The organism is Cognatundibacterium aquatile (genome assembly GCF_014699135.1).
GTDB lineage: Bacteria > Pseudomonadota > Gammaproteobacteria > Burkholderiales > Burkholderiaceae_D > Undibacterium > Undibacterium aquatile.
This window is the reverse complement of record NZ_JACOFT010000002.1, coordinates 41148-57945: the sequence shown is the minus strand read 5'-3', so window position 1 is coordinate 57945 and position 16798 is coordinate 41148. Positions and strand designations below refer to the sequence as shown.

Below are 16798 nucleotides of genomic sequence, written 5' to 3'. Positions count from 1 at the left end.
TGATATACAGCGTTATACAAAGTCGGCAAACTCAAAAAGTTTGCCGACTTTTTTACTTTTATTGGATACTCCCCCCATTATTTAGATAAATCGGGCTATTCTCAGCATGTTTAAAGGGCTTGTAAATATACTCCCGGGAGTATATTTACCCCGATAATCAGGCATTTTTACACCGTGCGTCGCGACAACTGCATGCTGACGTGAAATCACCGCCCCGATGCAATCTTAAGCATTCAACCCTCACCAGCCAATATCAATATCGACGCCATGGAACCGACCACCCATCCTGATCAGGCTATTTCTCTCAAAACTGCATTCTGGTACTGGCTGAAATTAGGTTTTATCAGTTTCGGTGGTCCAGCCGGACAAATAGCGATGATGCATGCAGAACTGGTCGATCAGCGACGCTGGATTTCAGAGCGACGTTTTTTACACGCACTCAACTACTGCATGCTGCTGCCGGGGCCGGAAGCGACGCAACTGGCGGTGTATATCGGCTGGCTAATGCACAGAACCATAGGCGGGCTGATGGCGGGTATCTTGTTTATCCTGCCCAGCCTGTTTATTTTGATTGGTCTGTCGTGGGCGTATATGGTCTTTGGCAAACACCATATCGTTTCCGGCGTGTTGTATGGGATTAAACCGGCGATCGTCCCGATTGTACTGGCAGCGGCCTGGCGTATCGGCAGCCGCAGCCTGCGCACGCATTTTCTGAAAGGGATTGCCGCCTGCGCTTTCCTTGCCATCACTGTGCTTAAGCTGCCCTTCCCCGCCATCGTTCTGCTCGCCGCAGTTGCAGGGGCCTTATTCAGACAACATTGTCAGTTACCACCGTCACACGCAGCGGCAGACAGCGGGCAAAGAACCCATCCGCGCGCGCTGATCGACGATGACACCCCCACACCAGCGCATGCACGTTTTTCACTGCGCCATCTGATACTGGTTGCTCTCGCTGGCCTGATATTGTGCGCTGGCGGCTGGAGCCTGATTGCTTATGCGACGGGCTGGCACAATCCATTGACCGAAATGGCATGGTTATTCACGAAAACAGCATTGCTGAGTTTCGGCGGTGCCTACGCCGTGCTACCGTATGTTTTTCAGTCAGCGGTCGATCATTTTCAATGGCTGAGCGCGGCGCAAATGATGGATGGTCTGGCATTGGGAGAAACCACGCCGGGACCGCTGATTATGGTGGTAGCCTTTGTCGGTTTCGTCAGCGGCTGGAATCAACTGCCACTGGGCGCAGACAGCCAGTTACTGGCCGGATTGCTGGGTGCCTGTATCGCTTTTTTCTTCACTTTTCTGCCATCGTTTATTTTCATTCTGGCCGGTGGTCCGCTGGTTGAATCGACCCGCAACCAACTGCGCTTCACCGCGCCGCTGAGTGCAATTTCAGCCGCCGTGGTCGGCGTGATCGTCAGCTTGGCAGTATTCTTTGCGAGCCACGTTTTTTATACTGAGCAACAACAATGGGATGTGCCCGCCATCGCCTTAACGCTGCTCGCCTGTATCCTCGTATTTCGCTTCAAACCCGGCACAATAACTTTGCTGGCCATATTTGGCGTGCTTGGATTGTTGTGTCAAAAATTGATCTGAATCTACCTGAAACAAGCGGGGAGAAATCTTATTTTCGTTCTCATGGTATTGTCTCGGCTTATGCAAAAAACAGTCTGAGCTAGCACTTCAATGACGGAAAAATTTATCCCCCTGACCGACCTGAGACAGCAGTTATCGCAACTGAAAATACCGACTCGGCTCGTCGAGCCTGACGGTTTTCTCAGCGATACGCTGGCGCGGCCATTGCACGATTTACGCATCTCGGTCACAGATCGTTGCAACTTCCGTTGCGTGTACTGCATGCCAAAAGAAGTCTTCGATAAAGACTATCAATATCTGCCGCATACCTCATTACTGAGCTTCGAAGAAATTACCCGCATTGCGCGCATTTTCATTGCACATGGCGTCAAAAAAATTCGCCTGACCGGGGGCGAACCCCTGCTCAGAAAAAATATAGAAAGACTAGTCGGGATGCTGGCTAACCTGCGCACTGCCGATGGCAGCCCGCCCGATCTGACGCTGACAACCAATGGCTCGCTGCTCACAAAAAAAGCGCAAAGCCTGAAAGATGCCGGATTAAATCGCGTAACGGTGTCACTCGACTCGCTGGATGACGTCATTTTCAAACGTATGAACGATGTCGATTTTTCTGTCGCGCAGGTACTTGATGGCATCGATGCGGCGCAGGCGGCAGGACTAGGCCCGATCAAAATCAACATGGTGGTCAAGGCGGGAGTCAACGACCACGAAGTCGCGGCCATGGCGCGCTATTTCAAAGACACACCGCATATACTGCGCTTCATTGAATACATGGACGTCGGCGCGTCGAACGGCTGGAAACTGGATGAAGTTATTCCATCGGCGCAGATCGTTCAGCGCATTCAGGATGCAGGCATGCCGCTCAAGGCCATGGCCGCTAACTATGCAGGGGAAACCGCAGAACGCTGGCAGCATCTGGGAAGCCAGAGTGAAATCGGCGTCATTTCCAGCGTCACCCATGCGTTCTGCCAAGATTGCAGCCGTGTGCGCTTATCCACCGAGGGTAAGTTGTACACCTGCCTGTTTGCCACCCACGGCCATGATTTGCGGGCATTGTTGCGCGACCCGGCGAACCATTCCGACCTCGCGATCGCCAATGTCGTCGCCAGCATCTGGCAAGCGAGAAGTGATCGTTATTCCGAACTGCGCAGCCAACAAACGGATGCCGATCAGGAACAGCGTAAAAAGATAGAAATGTCGTACATCGGCGGCTGACCGGCAACGGCTCTGCTTGAAAAGCAGCAATGCCGCAGATCAATCCAAAAAATCAGCGCCACAATAAACAAACACTTCAGAGTAAAGACAAACAACATGACTGGCATAGATAAACAACTGATCACCGGCTTGATTCTGGCCGGTGGACGTGGCACCCGCATGGGCCAGGTCGATAAGGGCTTACAGAATTTTCGCGGTGCGCCGATGGCCCTGCATGCCTTGATGCGGCTGTCACCGCAAGTCGGCGAAATGATCATTAACGCGAATCAGAATCTCGCGGTCTATGAAAGTTTCGGCACGCAAGTCTGGCCGGATCAGATCGACGGCTACGCTGGCCCGCTGGCGGGGGTACAGGCCGGTCTGGTGCATTGCGAAACGCCGTATCTGCTGACAGTGCCATGCGATTCACCTTTTTTACCAACTGATCTGGCCGAGCGTTTATCGTTAGGTCTGCTGAGTAATGATGCCGATCTGGCAGTTGCAGTCACCACAGAATATGAAGATGGCATTGCCCGCCGTCAGTCTCATCCGGTATTTTCTCTGATGAAAGCCTCGTTACTGGATGACCTGACCGCTTTTCTGATGCAGGGCGGCCGCAAAGTTGACGCATGGTTCCAACATTTGCGTATTGCTGAAGTCGTTTTCGAGGACAATACTGGCTTTCGTAATATTAATACCCTGCAAGAACTACGACAATTCGAGACCTGATATGACTCACGCTTCCAGCCCATCCAGCTTGCACGACATCGTCAGTTGTATGTCGGATTACGATCCGCATGCGCTTCCCGTCACCAAAGCGCAAGACATCATTGCGCAATTCATCACACCGGTTCAGGCAATCGAAAAGTTGGCGATTCGTCAGGCATTAGGCCGCGTGCTGGCAACGGATATCGTTTCCGGCATTGACGTTCCGGCGCACGATAATTCGGCGATGGACGGTTATGCTCTCAACGGCAGCGACCTGCCAGCTACCGGCGTCCGTGATGTCAGAATAATCGGTACGGCCTTTGCCGGACGAGCCTATCACGGCGACGTCGGTGCCGGAGAATGTGTGCGCATCATGACAGGCGCGGTCATGCCTGCGTCGTGCGACACCGTGATTCCACAAGAATTTACTGTAAATGCCAGCGACGACCAGGTCGGCATTCCAGCCGGGAAAGTGCGTACTGGTGACAACCGGCGCCTGAAAGGTGAAGACCTGGCGAATGGCAAAACAGCTTTACAACGCGGCAAAATTTTGCGCCCGGCAGATCTTGGTCTGCTGGCCTCGCTCGGTGTTGCAGAAGTGCCGGTACAGCGTCGTCTGCGCGTCGCTTTTTTTTCAACCGGCGACGAACTGCGCTCACTTGGTGAACCACTGGATGAAGGCTGCGTGTACGACAGCAACCGCTATACCTTGTATGGCATGCTGAGCCGTCTCGGTTGCGACATGATAGATATGGGCGTCATCAAGGATGATCCGGCCGAGCTGGAAGCCGCTTTCCGCTCCGCCTGCGAAAATGCCGATGCCATCATCACCTCGGGCGGTGTGTCCGTCGGTGCCGCCGACTACACCAAACAAATCATGGGCAAGCTGGGCGATGTCGCATTCTGGACTATCGGTATGCGTCCAGGACGACCTATGGCGTTCGGCAAAATTCATTCGCAAGGGAAAAGCGCCTATCTGTTCGGCTTGCCAGGTAATCCGGTCGCTGTGATGGTGACGTTTTATTTCTTTGCACGCCAGGCTTTGCTGCACATGATGGGCGCGGATGCAGCGCCGCTGCCGTTGATTCCGGTCATCAGCAAAACCGCGATACGCAAGCGCCCCGGACGCACTGAATACCAACGCGGCATTCTCACGACGAACACCAATGGCGAGTTAGAAGTCAGCGTGACCGGCTCGCAAGGCTCGGGTATCCTGCGCTCGATGTCCGAAGCCAATTGCATGATCGTTTTGCAGCACGATCAGGATCAGGTGTCGGCCGGCGACAAAGTCACTGTTCTGCTGTTCGACGGAATGCTATAAAACCATCATTTCCAGCTATTCTGGCATGAGACAAAGTACAATTCATTTTTCTATTTAGACGGAGATCAGAGTGAAAGCTTCAACATGGTTACTGGGTACATGTACATCCCTCGTTTTACTGAGCGGCTGCGGCGGTTCTAAAGACACGCCGACCGTGCTTGCAACGGTCAGCAGCGTCGAAAATTCCCAGATTGCTTATCGTAAAACATACACGATGACAGTCAATGGCCAGAATCTGGATAAGGGAATTACTGTTGTTAACCCACTCTGCCTTAGCCTGACGGAAGTCGCAGGCGGTTCTGCCACAAAACGTACATTCACGTGCAAAATCGTCGGTGTTGGTACAGGCGTAGCAACCATCACCAATGCCAACGGTGGCAGTTTGTATCAGGCTTCGCTGACATCCTCACTGAGCGCTCAGCCACAAGTCACGATGGGTACCAGCAAAGGTAATATCCTCATCGAATTAAATCCGGCCAAAGCACCCGTCACCGTTGATAACTTCCTTAATTACGTCGAGAGCGGATTTTATCCAAATAAAATCTTCCACCGTGTTGAAGCCAATCTTGTGGTTCAGGGTGGCGGTTATACCTCTGATCTGCAACTGGCAACAACCTCTGCGGCAATTAAGCTTGAATCAAGTAATGGTCTGAGCAATACCCGTGGCACCATCGGCATGGCACGCACCAGTGTCGCGGATTCTGCAACATCTCAATTCTATTTCAACACTGTCGATAACACTGCTTTTGATTACAGCAGCACGAATGCCGGTTATGCGGTGTTTGGTAAAGTCGTTGCGGGTCTGGATGTGGTTGATCTGATCCGCGTGGTACCAGTATCAACACAAGGTGGTTTGAGTAATGTTCCTGTGACTCCGGTCTTCATTACTTCAGCAAAGCAAACGCAATAAGATGTGCGTGTATGGATAGCTGCTGTATGCTATCCATACCAATAGCATTTCGTCGATAAATATCGATTAAATCATGTACGCATCACGTACAACATGGCCTTAGTTATTCAACCTGGTATGGGAGTTAATATGAAGAATACGTTAAAGAAATTGTTGATATGTGCGGGTTTTACTTTACTTGCAACTGGTGCCGTTCATGCTAAAGATGAGGTAAAGAAAGCGCCAGCGCCGGCGGCAGCCTCTGCTTCCGCAAGTGCGAAGACTGAACTGCTAGACATTAACAACGCCAGCAAAGAAGAATTGGCGACCCTGCCAAAAATTGGCGATGTCCGTTCTGATGCCATCATCAAAGGTCGCCCTTACAAAGGTAAAGATGAATTGCTGACGAAAAAAATTCTGACGAAAGACGTGTACAACGGCATCAAAGATCTGATCATCGCCAAACAAAAGCCAGCTGAAAAGAAATAAGCCCTTTGTTCAGACAAAAATCAGAGCATTATTCAACACTGCCGGAATCCGCTACCCGCTGCTAAACACAACGGGTAGCGCAATATAAAAATGCATCTATGTCTGCCTGGTCATTAAAATTTCCCATCCTGGCGCTTGCCGTACTCAGCACACAAAACACTGCCGCTGCTGACGAAAAAGACTACTCAATTACGGGTTTCGGCACCCTGGGCATATCACACAGCGATACCCGTCAAGCAGACATTGTGCGTGATTTATCGCAGGAATCCGGGGTTGGCTACACGCGCCAGACCGATGCTGGTATCGACAGTAATCTGGGCCTGCAAATCAACCGCAGCTTCAGCGACAATTTTGATGCGGCAATCCAGGTCGTCAGCCGGAAAAGTGCAGATAATTTCACCCCCACTGTGACTTGGGCCTATGCCAGCTACAGCCCCGACGACAAATTTCAACTACGCGCAGGGCGTTTAGGATTTGACGTCTATATGCTGGCAGATTCCAGAAATATCGGCTATTCCTACACATGGGTACGACCGCCTGTAGATTTTTTCGGCAGACTCGTTGTGTCTTATTTTGACGGTGTTGACACAGTGCTGTCCCACCCTCTGGGAAATGGTAATCTCAAGGCGAAATTTTTTTATGGATTAGCACGTGAAAAAATTTACCTCGGGTCACCGGAAAAATACTACTCGCTGAATCATTCGGAGTTAAGCGGCGCTCATCTTGAGTACCAGCAAAAAAACTGGACAATCAGGGCAGGCTATTCTGAACTGAAACTCGCCGACGACTACCGACCGTTTGACCCCATTGTGGCAGAGCTAACATCCCCGTCAATCGCAGCAACCGTTCCGGCATCGTCGGGTATCGCAGATCAGCTGACTACGCATGGGAAAAAATTAAAATATACGTCAATTGGCGCCGTGCTTGACCATGGATCGCTTCAGGCGCAATTCATGCTGGGCCGCATAGAATCTGATTCAGTGCTATTGCAAAACTCAGATGCAGCGTATCTGACGATGAGTTACCGCATAAAAAAATGGACCCCCTACGCTACAGTTTCAGCTTCCCGCCAGCAAGGTGCTGATAAGCAAATAACGACAGACCCGGCGCTGTCAACACGCCTGAGGAATACAATTTCCGGAATCAACAAACAACTGACACCAAACGGCCAGCAGACTTTTACCGCAGGTATCCGTTACGATCTCGGCGACAACGCCAATATCAAAGTGCAATTCGATCATATCCGCAGTCAGAAACATTTCCTGGTTCGCAATCCACAAGAAGGATGGGATGGCCATGCGAACCTGCTGAGTGTTGCCTACAATTTTGTATTCTGAATCTGCATGCCATACCTGATCAAATTTTTATGTCTGGTGTTGCTGCTGATCAGCGGCAACGCATCAGCAGAGCTTGCCGTGGTTGCGAACCTCAATAGCGGCATAGATAAACTCAGCAAAGACGAAGTCATCAACATTTATATGGGGAGAACCAGAAAGTTACCGAATGGTTTAACCGGCATGCCCATCGATCTGAGTAATACCCATCATGAAAAAATGCAGTTTTACTCTCTGCTGGTAGGTAAAGAACTGGCAGAGATCAACTCGTATTGGGCCAGATTACGTTTCTCCGGACTCGGGCAACCGCCATTACAAGTCAACAGCATGGAAGATGCAATCAATCTCGTCAGTGAGAATAAAGGTGCAATTGCCTATATTGACAGTAAGAAAATCGACAAAAGAGTTAAACTCATACTCCTTCTGAGCAACTGATTCCCCTTCTGCATGCGCCAACTTATTCGAAATAATATCGCGATACGCAGCTCCCTCGCCTTGCTGGGAGTCAGCTTGGTCATCGGCATCTTTTTTTCATTGGCCAGCTATGTTTATTTTTTTGATGACGAACAAAAGCACACCATCAGCACCATGCAGGATCTGCTGAATTCAGCAGAAAATACCGCCAGTATCGCCTGCTACCTGTCTGACAAAAATCTTGCCAATGAAGTCGTCAACGGCATCAGTAAAAATAATGTCGTCAGCAAAGTTACGATTCATAGCGGGAAAACAATGCTGGCCGTATCACAAAAAACTTCGATTCCCACATCATTTGAATTGCCGTTCGCCTTCAAGCACTATCCGGATTTCATCAGCAGAGAAATTTTCTCGCCATTCAATCCCAGAGAAAAAGTATGTACGGTAAACATGGAAATCAATCAGGCAACCGTCAATAAAAACAGTACGGATAAAGCCCTTTTTATTGTTGAATTGCTGCTGTTTCAGAATTTGCTGATCGCATCTGTTTTATCGTTGATCGTCTTCGTCTTTTTTACGCGCCCAATCAAAATAATATCTGACAGATTACATGCCTTGTCACCACAAAAAGGCGAGTTACTGAAACACCCTGAAAACAATAAGGAAAATGAATTGGGGCGTTTAGTTAACGACGTGAATCAAATTATCGCCGATCTGGTTTCGTCGCTCGACGAAGAAAAAAATCTGCGGCTTCAACATGCATTAGAAGAAAGAAAATTTCAAACCTTTTTTGAAAATGCTGAAACAGGTATTTTCAAAATGAACTGCAAGGGTGAACTACTCTCTTACAATCAGGCTCTGACACGCATGCTCAACATTGCAACTGACGACGGCGCACCTTCCGCGGCGCTGCTTGAGCTGATCAGCGGGCAGGAATTACGTCTGCATCTGATGATCGATGCGGCCTTAAATGAATCCCGGGTGGTATCGGAAGATTTTTGCATAGAGCCAGGCAGACTGAAAGAGAAAAAATGGATCAATATTGTTTTGCATGCGGCTGAAAATGATTTACTGCAAGGCTTAATCAACGACATTACTGAGCGCAAGTACAAAGAAGAAGCAGCGCAGCAACTGGCGATCACCGACCATTTAACCGGACTGAACAATCGCTTGGGCTTAGAGCGTAAACTCGCTCACCTGATGAAGGAAAACGCGCACGGGCATCCCTCTCCATTTTTTCTGCTATTGATCGACCTCGATAAATTTAAGGAAGTCAACGACACTTACGGTCATAAAGCGGGCGACATGGTGCTGATTTATTTCAGCAACGTCTTGACAAGCATATTAAGAAAAACCGACTTCATTGCCCGCCTTGGCGGCGACGAATTTGTCGTCCTGTTATGCGACATGAGCGATCAGGAGAAGGCGATAGAAATCGCAGGCAAGATCATTACCGAAGCATGTCGCCCTATCGATATTGGTCATGGAATCAGCGCAAGCACCGGCGCCAGCATCGGTATCAATTACGCTTCGGGGGACTCTTTTTCGGCAGACAAATTGCTCGCCGAAACGGATCTGGCCATGTATGAAGCGAAACAAAGCGGCCGCAGCGCGTATGCGATCGCCAGATACGAAACAAGCCCAGATCAGCCGCAATCCATCTGAGCGCGGGCTATTCAAAATGCAGCAGAATAAAAAGAGCTATGCTGCGAAATCGCTATTCTGAACTTAAATCATCGTCAGCAACACCCAGCAAACTTTGCGCAACATCGGTCGGCAACGCCTCTACCTGCTTGAGTTTGCGCGTCATTTGACGGGTTCGTACTTCGACATTGTCGATATTTTTCGCCGCCCGTTCCAGCGTCAGTTTGGTCGCTGCCAGCACATCGCCAAACTTACCAAATTCAGTTTTCACGGCCCCCAGCACCTGCCAGACTTCGGATGAACGTTTTTCCAGTACCAGCGTACGGAATCCCATTTGCAGACTATTCAGCAAGGCCGATAACGTGGAAGGGCCAGCGATAGAAACGCGGCAGGAACGTTGCAAGTCATCCGCCAGACCGGGGCGACGCATGACTTCCGCATATAAACCTTCGGTCGGCAAAAACAGAATCGCAAAGTCGGTCGTCAATGGCGGCGACAGATATTTCTCAGAAATCGTTTTTGCTTCGCCACGTATGGCACGCTCCAATTCTTTACCAGCCGTCGCCACACCCTCGGCATCGGCACGCTCGGCTGCATCGAGCAAACGCTCATACTGCTCTTTCGGAAACTTGGCATCGATCGGCATCCAGACCGGGGCTTTGTCATCTTCCTTGCCTGGCAATTTAATCGCGAACTCGACCCGTTCGCCTGTGCCCGGTATCGTTTCAACATTTTTCGCATATTGATCCGGTGTCAGCATCTGCTCCAGCACCATTTCCAGTTGCACTTCCCCCCAGGTGCCGCGGGTTTTCACATTGGTGAGCACACGTTTTAAATCACCGACACCTATCGCCAGCTGCTGCATCTCGCCGAGCCCCTGATGAACTTTTTCGAGACGATCAGACACCAGCTTAAATGATTCGCCTAAGCGCTGCTCCAGTGTTGCATGCAGTTTTTCATCCACGGTCTTGCGCATTTCCTCGAGCTTGCTGGCATTTTCAGCTTGCAGTTGCTGTATTTTCTGCTCCAGCGTCGCACGGATTTCCGCCATACGCTGGGCATTGGATTCGGTCAGGCTGGTCAAGGTCTGATTCAGCGTGTCCGCAAATGCTTTCAGACTGACGCCCTGCTCTTCGCGCGCACTTTGGCTTTGCTGTATCAAGGCCAGACGCATCTGCTCCAGCTGCTGTGCATTGCTTTCGCTGAGCTTGACCAACTGCTGGGAAAAACCATCAATCTGATTTTTCTGCAAGGTCGCCACACTGGTTAATTGTGTCGCCAGACCTTGCTGAAACCGGCTGAAATTGGCACCTAATTCCTGACGGGTTGCCAGCGCGGTTGACTGTACTTGCTCACGTAACGAACGTTCAGTGCGCTCCTGACTCAGCATTTGCTGTTGCTGCGCCTGTTGCAAAAAATTTTGCAGCGCCAGCAAATCCAGCGTCTGCGCATCACTATGGCCGGAACGGTGACGCAACAATACGATCGCCGTTAAGACGATCAAAACCGTCAATGCAATCAGGATCAGAATTTCAAATAAAGTCATGTGTGAAGAATATCGACGACAAATAAAACAGGGGCAGTATCGGGCATTGAACCAGGCATCAAGCTACGTCGTTGCCTGATACCTTATTACAGCTTAGCCCGGCGTGTTGCGCATCCAGTCCGCGGTCTGATAAAACGACTGCATCAGGTGTTGTTGCAAGGGTTCTGCAATGCCGACATCCTGCATCGCCCACGCCATGCAACGCAGCCATTGATCGCGCTCATCACTGGCAATCGCATACGGCAAGTGACGCGCACGCAAACGCGGATGACCGAACTGGCTGATATACAAATCCGGCCCGCCCATCCAGCCGGATAAAAACCAGAACAGCTTGTCACGCGAACTATCCAGCGGCGTCGGGTGCATGACCCGTATGCCAGCAAATTCAGGTTCCAGTTCCATCAGATCATAAAAACGATCAACCATTTCGCGCAATTTTTCAGCGCCGCCGATCAGTTCATACAGATTGGATTTTTCTTCTTCGATGTCAACGCTTGTCGCCGTTGTTGTTGCTGCGTTTGCTGTTTGCTCGTCTTGATTCATTGTTCACTCTTTGCCACTAAACGTGTAAGTCACTGTTTTGCTGTTATGTTATCTGTCCGCCGTCAGATACGCGTCTGCGATAGGTTCTTATAAAGCCGGACGTTTCTGATGAACCCAGCTTTGTACTGAAGCGCGCTGCCATTGATGCTGCGCATATTCACGCAAACGCGCCGGAACTTCATCGCCATGCATCGCCAGACGATTCAGCATCAATGCCAGATCGGTATCGGCAATACTCCATTCGCTAAACAGATTTTCTGCTCCGGGCGGCAATAAAGATTCGGCAAAAAATATCAGGCTGTCTGCCGCAGCTTTAGCCTCCGCCGACAAAGGCGGATACTTTTGTCCATAAAAATTCACCAGTGTGCTGCGTTCAACGCGAATCGGCATCAGATCGCTGCGCAGCCATGCCTGCACCTGACGTGCGCGGGCACGCAGTTCCGGCGACTTCGGATATAAAGCCATCCCCGGAAAAACTTCGTCAATATATTCGGTAATCGCCGACGATTCAGAAAGACTGAAATCTCCACACTCCAACGTCGGTACGCGCTGTGTTAATGAAATCCTGGTGTACGCAGTCTGGTGATGGGTTTTCGCCGCCAGGTCGACCGTCACCAACTCAAATTTCACACCTTTTTCAAGCAAGGCCACATAGGCCGACATCGCATACGGGCTGGTGTACTTTGCGTCAACGTACAAACGGATCGTGTCTTTTGTATTTTGGTTCATGCAAACTCCTTTATGTTTCGCAACAGTCTGTTTTCACATTTTTTCTATAAATTTTGTATTTGCTATTTTGTCTTCAGGCTTCGCGCAAACTCAGCAACGGCGGCTGATTCAGGACATTCCGCAAACCCAGCCAGCCGCCGATCATCGCGCAGATGGCGCCGACAAACAAGCCTGCGATCCAGACCAATGGTGAAAACGTCCATTCAAAATTGAAACTGAATTTCGCCAATGCCCAGCCTATTGCCGAAGCGCCGCTGGCAGCGAGTAAACCAGCGAGGCCGCCGATCAGTAAAAATTCCACCCACTGCGCGCGGGATAATTGCGAACGGGTCGCGCCTAAGGCTCTGAGCAAGGCTGCTTCACGCATACGCACGTCCTGCGAGCCAGCCAGTGCCGCATACAACACCAGAACGCCGGAAGCCAGTGTGAACATGAATAAAAATTCAACCGCAGTGATGACCTGATCAAGCACATCCTGCAATTGTTTGATCATCGCGCCGACATCCACCACCGTCAGATTCGGGTAATCCAGCGTCAACTGGTTAATGAACGCCATTTGTGATGGCGGGACACGAAATGCGGTAATCCAGGTTTGTGGCATATCAACCATGGCCTTGGGGTTGATCACCACAAAAAAATTCACCCGCATGGAACCCCAATCCAGCTTACGCAAGCTGGTGATTTTTGCCGTGGTCTGCTGCCCGGCAATATCAAACGTCAACTGATCGCCAAGTTTGAGCTTGAGTGTTTTGGCAATCCCCTCTTCCACAGATGCTTCAGGTACCGTTGCGTTGGCATCGTCATACCATTTTCCGGCTGTCAGCTTATTCAGCTCCGGCAATTCTGTCATCGTCGAGAGATTAAACTCTCTGTCCACCATGCGTCGCGCCTGATCCTCGACATAAGTATCAGGGCCAATCGCATTGCTGTTCACCGCGATCAGACGGCCACGTATCATCGGGTACATGCGTGGCTGCCCAAAGCTCGCAAGACGCTGCGCGATCTCGTCTTTCTGATCGGGCTGGATATTGATGACAAACTGATTCGGTGCGTCCGGTGGTGTCGATTTTTTCCACGCAGTGATCAGATCACCGCGCACCACAGTCAGCAACAGTAACGCCATCAAGCCCAATGCCAGCGAAACGACTTGTATCACCGTGGCACCCGGGCGCCGCTGCAATGCGGTGACGGCAAAGCGCCACGCAGAAAAATGAAACAGATTCCGCATACGTTTGAGCGACAGCACGCCCGCCCACGCAATCAGTGCAAACAACAGCATGCCGCCGAGGAAACCAGCCGCAGTCAACATGCCGAGTTTGAGATCGCCCGTCTGCCATAACAACAAGCCAAGAAACATCGCCAGACCCAGCGCATAAGTCGCCAGTGTCAGCGGCTGCGGTGCATCTTGTTCGCGACGAATGACGCGGTTGTGCGGCACATTGCGCAACTGCAGCACCGGCGGCAATGCAAAACCAACCAGTAACAGCAAACCAGTCGCAACACCCTGCGCTGCAGGCAACCAGCCCGCCAGCGGCAGATCTTTGGCGACCAGCGAGCCCAGCCATTCCAGCAACACATAATGTCCGGCATAACCAAGCACGACGCCGGCCACGCTGCCGACCAGCCCCAGCATCAGAAATTCGATCAGATACATGGCGCTGACCTGATTTTGCGTCAGACCCAGACAACGCAGCATCGCACAGGCATCCAGATGGCGCAGCATGAAACGCCGTGCGGCCATCGCAATCGCCACTGCCGCCAGCATCGCTGACAACAAGCTCACCAGCGATAAAAACTGCTCAGCACGATCCAGCGTCGCGCGCATTTCAGGGCGACCGGAATCCAGCGATTCCAGACGTACGCCTTTCAGTTGTTCACGTTCTATCGTTTGTTTGAGTTGTGTCTGATAAGCCGCAATCGCTTTCGCATCACCCGCCATCAGCAAGCGATAAGTGACGCGTGAGCCATCTTGTATCAAGCCAGTCGCGGCTAAATCGTCTAAGGAAATCATCGCGCGCGGGGCGAAGTTCATAAAACCTGCACCACGATCAGGTTCATTCGCAATCGTCTGCGTAAAACTGAATTCCAGATCACCCAGCTTCAGTTTATCGCCGATTTTAAGGTTCAGCGCCAGTTGCAAAGCAGGATCAAGCCAGACCGTGCGTGAAGCCGGAATATCCTGCGTCAGAACTTCAGCCGCACCTGACTTGTTTTGCGCGCCGCCAAGCTGATGTAATTTCAGATTGCCGCGTAAAGGATAGGCATGACTGACCGCTTTCAAGGACACCAGCTTTGCTTGTGCCTGATCGCCCTCACCGGCAATCGCCATGCTGGGGAAAACGACAGTTTCTGCAACACGTAATCCGCGTCGTTCCGCTTCAGTGCGCCATTCCTGCTTCACCGGCTGGTCTGCGCTGACGAGTAAATCCGCTCCCAGCAATTGATGCGCGTCACGGTTCAGACCGCTGCGCAGTCTGTCGGTAAAAAATCCGACCGAAGATAAGGAAGCCACGGCAACCATTAATGCAATGATCAGAAACCGCAACTCACCCGCACGCCAGTCGCGCATGGTCATACGCCAGGATAAACCAAATATCATTCGCCTACCTTTTCCAGAAAGATCAACATCGACTACATCAGGAATAACAACAATATCAACATCTCTGGCAGGTCGCTGCGCTACATAAACAGCGCCAAAAGCCTTGCCACACTGCTGACATGAGTAAAAATAGGGCTGACGCAATTTGCCCCGGTAAAACTAAAAAGCTTTTTTCTGCTTTGGGAAACATCGCTGGTAAGCGATGTCCGTTTCGCCAGCAGGCAACATGTTGCCTGAAACCCTGGCTACACCATGGCGACGAAGACCGTACGAACAGTACGGCTAGGAGCCATAACGCCGCAGGGGCGATTTTACGTCAGTCCTAAATAGGGAGTATCGACCAGAAATCAATTACTCCCTACATATTTAAATGGGGATAGAGGCATGTTTTAACATACTCCCCCCAGTATATTTTTGCCTTCTGAACGTATTCTGTGCATCAACAGACGCCGGGCGGCAGTCACAGCAAGCGCAGATGATCAGGAATTCAACGCCTGACTGAAATCGTCCAGCAAATCCTGAGTGTCTTCGATGCCGACAGAAACGCGGATCAGGGAATCAGCAATCCCCATTTCGGCACGGCGTTCAGCGCCCATTTCAAAGAAAATGGTATGCGCCACCGGTATCACCAGCGTACGGGTATCGCCGAGATGGGTCGCATTAATGGCCAGATTCAGACGGTTCAGATAATCAAAACAATCGATTTCCGGCTTCAGCTCAAAACTGAACAAAGCGCCATAGGCAAGGAACAATTCATTCGCCAGCGCATGTTGCGGATGCGATGCCAGCCCCGGGTAATGCACTGCTGCCACGCGCGGGTCTGCTGCCAACATCGTCGCAATCGCCATCGCATTCGCACATTCACGTTCCATCCGCAACGCCATGGTTTCAGCGCCAACCGCGATCTGATGAGCAGCTTCAGGCGATAAGGTCGCGCCGAAATCACGCAAGGCTTTGGCACGCACCTGCGCCATGCCTTGCTGAGCAGGTGCCTGCTTACGGAAATTATCGGCAATATTTGGATACGCAGCCCAGTCAAATAAGCCAGTGTCAGTCAATGCCCCGCCGAGTACATTGCCATGTCCGGCGATATATTTAGTCAGCGAATTCACGACCAGACTGGCGCCCACGGTCTTAGGCTGAAATAAATAAGGCGAGGTGATGGTGTTATCAACGACAAATAAAATGCCGCGTTCCTGACATAAGCGGCCAATGCGCTTGAGATCAGCGATCTGCGTCCGCGGATTCGCTATGGTTTCCACAAACACCATACGGGTCGCTGGCGTCAGTGCGGCTTCAACATTGGCAACGGCAGTGGCATCCACCAAAGATACGTCCAAACCCTGTGCACTCGCTGTTTGCCAGAGACTATTCGTATTTCCGAATAAGAATTTCGACGAAACAATATGATCACCTGCACGCAACAATGCCTGAAACACCGCGCCAATCGCCGCCATGCCAGTTGCAAAGGTAATCGTCGAGACACCCGCTTCCATGCTGGTGATTTTGTCTTCTAGCGCAGACACCGTGGGATTACCCTGACGTCCATAACGATAACCGGATTGTTTGCCCTGAAAGACGGCGGCTAAGTCGCGCGCATCCTTGTAACCAAACAAAACCGAAGTATGGACAGGTTTATGGACAGAGCCGTGTTCAATGTTTTTTTGTCTATCGCTATGCAGAATAGTCGTGGTAAAACCGTAGGAATTTTTTTCGTTCATGATCAGAAATACGCAAAGTTGCTGCTAACAGGAAGACTGCCAGTGTACTCCAGATGTCGGCATCCGACCGA

14 protein-coding genes are annotated in these 16798 nt (G+C 50.9%); 9 read left to right on the top strand and 5 right to left on the bottom strand.

Features of this window, described 5'->3' with window-relative positions; genetic code table 11:
- Positions 1-267 precede the first annotated feature (267 nt).
- The 9 genes from chrA to H8K26_RS04625 all read left to right on the top strand — a co-directional run bounded on the left by chrA (position 268) and on the right by H8K26_RS04625 (position 9610).
- A complete protein-coding gene (chrA, locus tag H8K26_RS04665; RefSeq protein WP_190477760.1) occupies positions 268-1596 on the top strand; it encodes a chromate efflux transporter in 1329 nt (442 codons plus the stop codon).
- A 90-nt stretch (positions 1597-1686) separates the two neighbouring features.
- Positions 1687-2811, top strand: coding sequence for a GTP 3',8-cyclase MoaA (moaA, locus tag H8K26_RS04660; protein ID WP_190477758.1), 1125 nt, complete (start codon positions 1687-1689; stop codon positions 2809-2811).
- A gap of 96 nt (positions 2812-2907) precedes the next feature.
- A complete protein-coding gene (gene mobA / locus H8K26_RS04655) occupies positions 2908-3519 on the top strand; it encodes a molybdenum cofactor guanylyltransferase MobA (protein ID WP_190477755.1) in 612 nt (203 codons plus the stop codon).
- Position 3520: 1 nt separating this feature from the next.
- Positions 3521-4819, top strand: a complete 1299-nt coding sequence (gene moeA, locus H8K26_RS04650; RefSeq protein ID WP_190477753.1) for a molybdopterin molybdotransferase MoeA — start codon at positions 3521-3523, stop codon at positions 4817-4819.
- Positions 4820-4889: 70 nt separating this feature from the next.
- Positions 4890-5729, top strand: a complete 840-nt coding sequence (locus H8K26_RS17925; protein WP_317889243.1) for a peptidylprolyl isomerase — start codon at positions 4890-4892, stop codon at positions 5727-5729.
- Between the two features lie 129 nt (positions 5730-5858).
- Positions 5859-6197, top strand: coding sequence for a ComEA family DNA-binding protein (locus H8K26_RS04640; protein ID WP_223826856.1), 339 nt, complete (start codon positions 5859-5861; stop codon positions 6195-6197).
- 98 nt (positions 6198-6295) lie between these two features.
- Positions 6296-7534, top strand: coding sequence for a porin (locus H8K26_RS04635; RefSeq protein WP_190477748.1), 1239 nt, complete (start codon positions 6296-6298; stop codon positions 7532-7534).
- A 6-nt stretch (positions 7535-7540) separates the two neighbouring features.
- The gene (locus H8K26_RS04630) at positions 7541-7966 is read left to right on the top strand and encodes a type 2 periplasmic-binding domain-containing protein (protein ID WP_186897206.1); all 426 of its coding nucleotides are present in this window, start codon (positions 7541-7543) and stop codon (positions 7964-7966) included.
- Between the two features lie 12 nt (positions 7967-7978).
- Positions 7979-9610, top strand: a complete 1632-nt coding sequence (locus H8K26_RS04625; protein ID WP_190477746.1) for a sensor domain-containing diguanylate cyclase — start codon at positions 7979-7981, stop codon at positions 9608-9610.
- 52 nt (positions 9611-9662) lie between these two features.
- On the opposite strand, the gene H8K26_RS04620 is transcribed toward H8K26_RS04625, so the two are convergent.
- The 5 genes from H8K26_RS04620 to H8K26_RS04600 all read right to left on the bottom strand — a co-directional run bounded on the left by H8K26_RS04620 (position 9663) and on the right by H8K26_RS04600 (position 16727).
- Positions 9663-11135 (bottom strand): DNA recombination protein RmuC, encoded by a 1473-nt coding sequence (locus H8K26_RS04620; RefSeq protein ID WP_190477745.1) that lies wholly within the window; start codon positions 11133-11135, stop codon positions 9663-9665.
- A gap of 93 nt (positions 11136-11228) precedes the next feature.
- Positions 11229-11678 (bottom strand): group II truncated hemoglobin, encoded by a 450-nt coding sequence (locus H8K26_RS04615; RefSeq protein WP_190477743.1) that lies wholly within the window; start codon positions 11676-11678, stop codon positions 11229-11231.
- An 87-nt stretch (positions 11679-11765) separates the two neighbouring features.
- Positions 11766-12407, bottom strand: a complete 642-nt coding sequence (gene yfcF, locus H8K26_RS04610) for a glutathione transferase (protein WP_190477741.1) — start codon at positions 12405-12407, stop codon at positions 11766-11768.
- 73 nt (positions 12408-12480) lie between these two features.
- Entirely contained in the window at positions 12481-15006 is a 2526-nt protein-coding gene (locus H8K26_RS04605; RefSeq protein ID WP_223826855.1) for an ABC transporter permease, read from the bottom strand.
- 479 nt (positions 15007-15485) lie between these two features.
- The gene (locus tag H8K26_RS04600) at positions 15486-16727 is read right to left on the bottom strand and encodes a cystathionine gamma-synthase family protein (protein WP_190477738.1); all 1242 of its coding nucleotides are present in this window, start codon (positions 16725-16727) and stop codon (positions 15486-15488) included.
- Positions 16728-16798 lie beyond the last annotated feature (71 nt).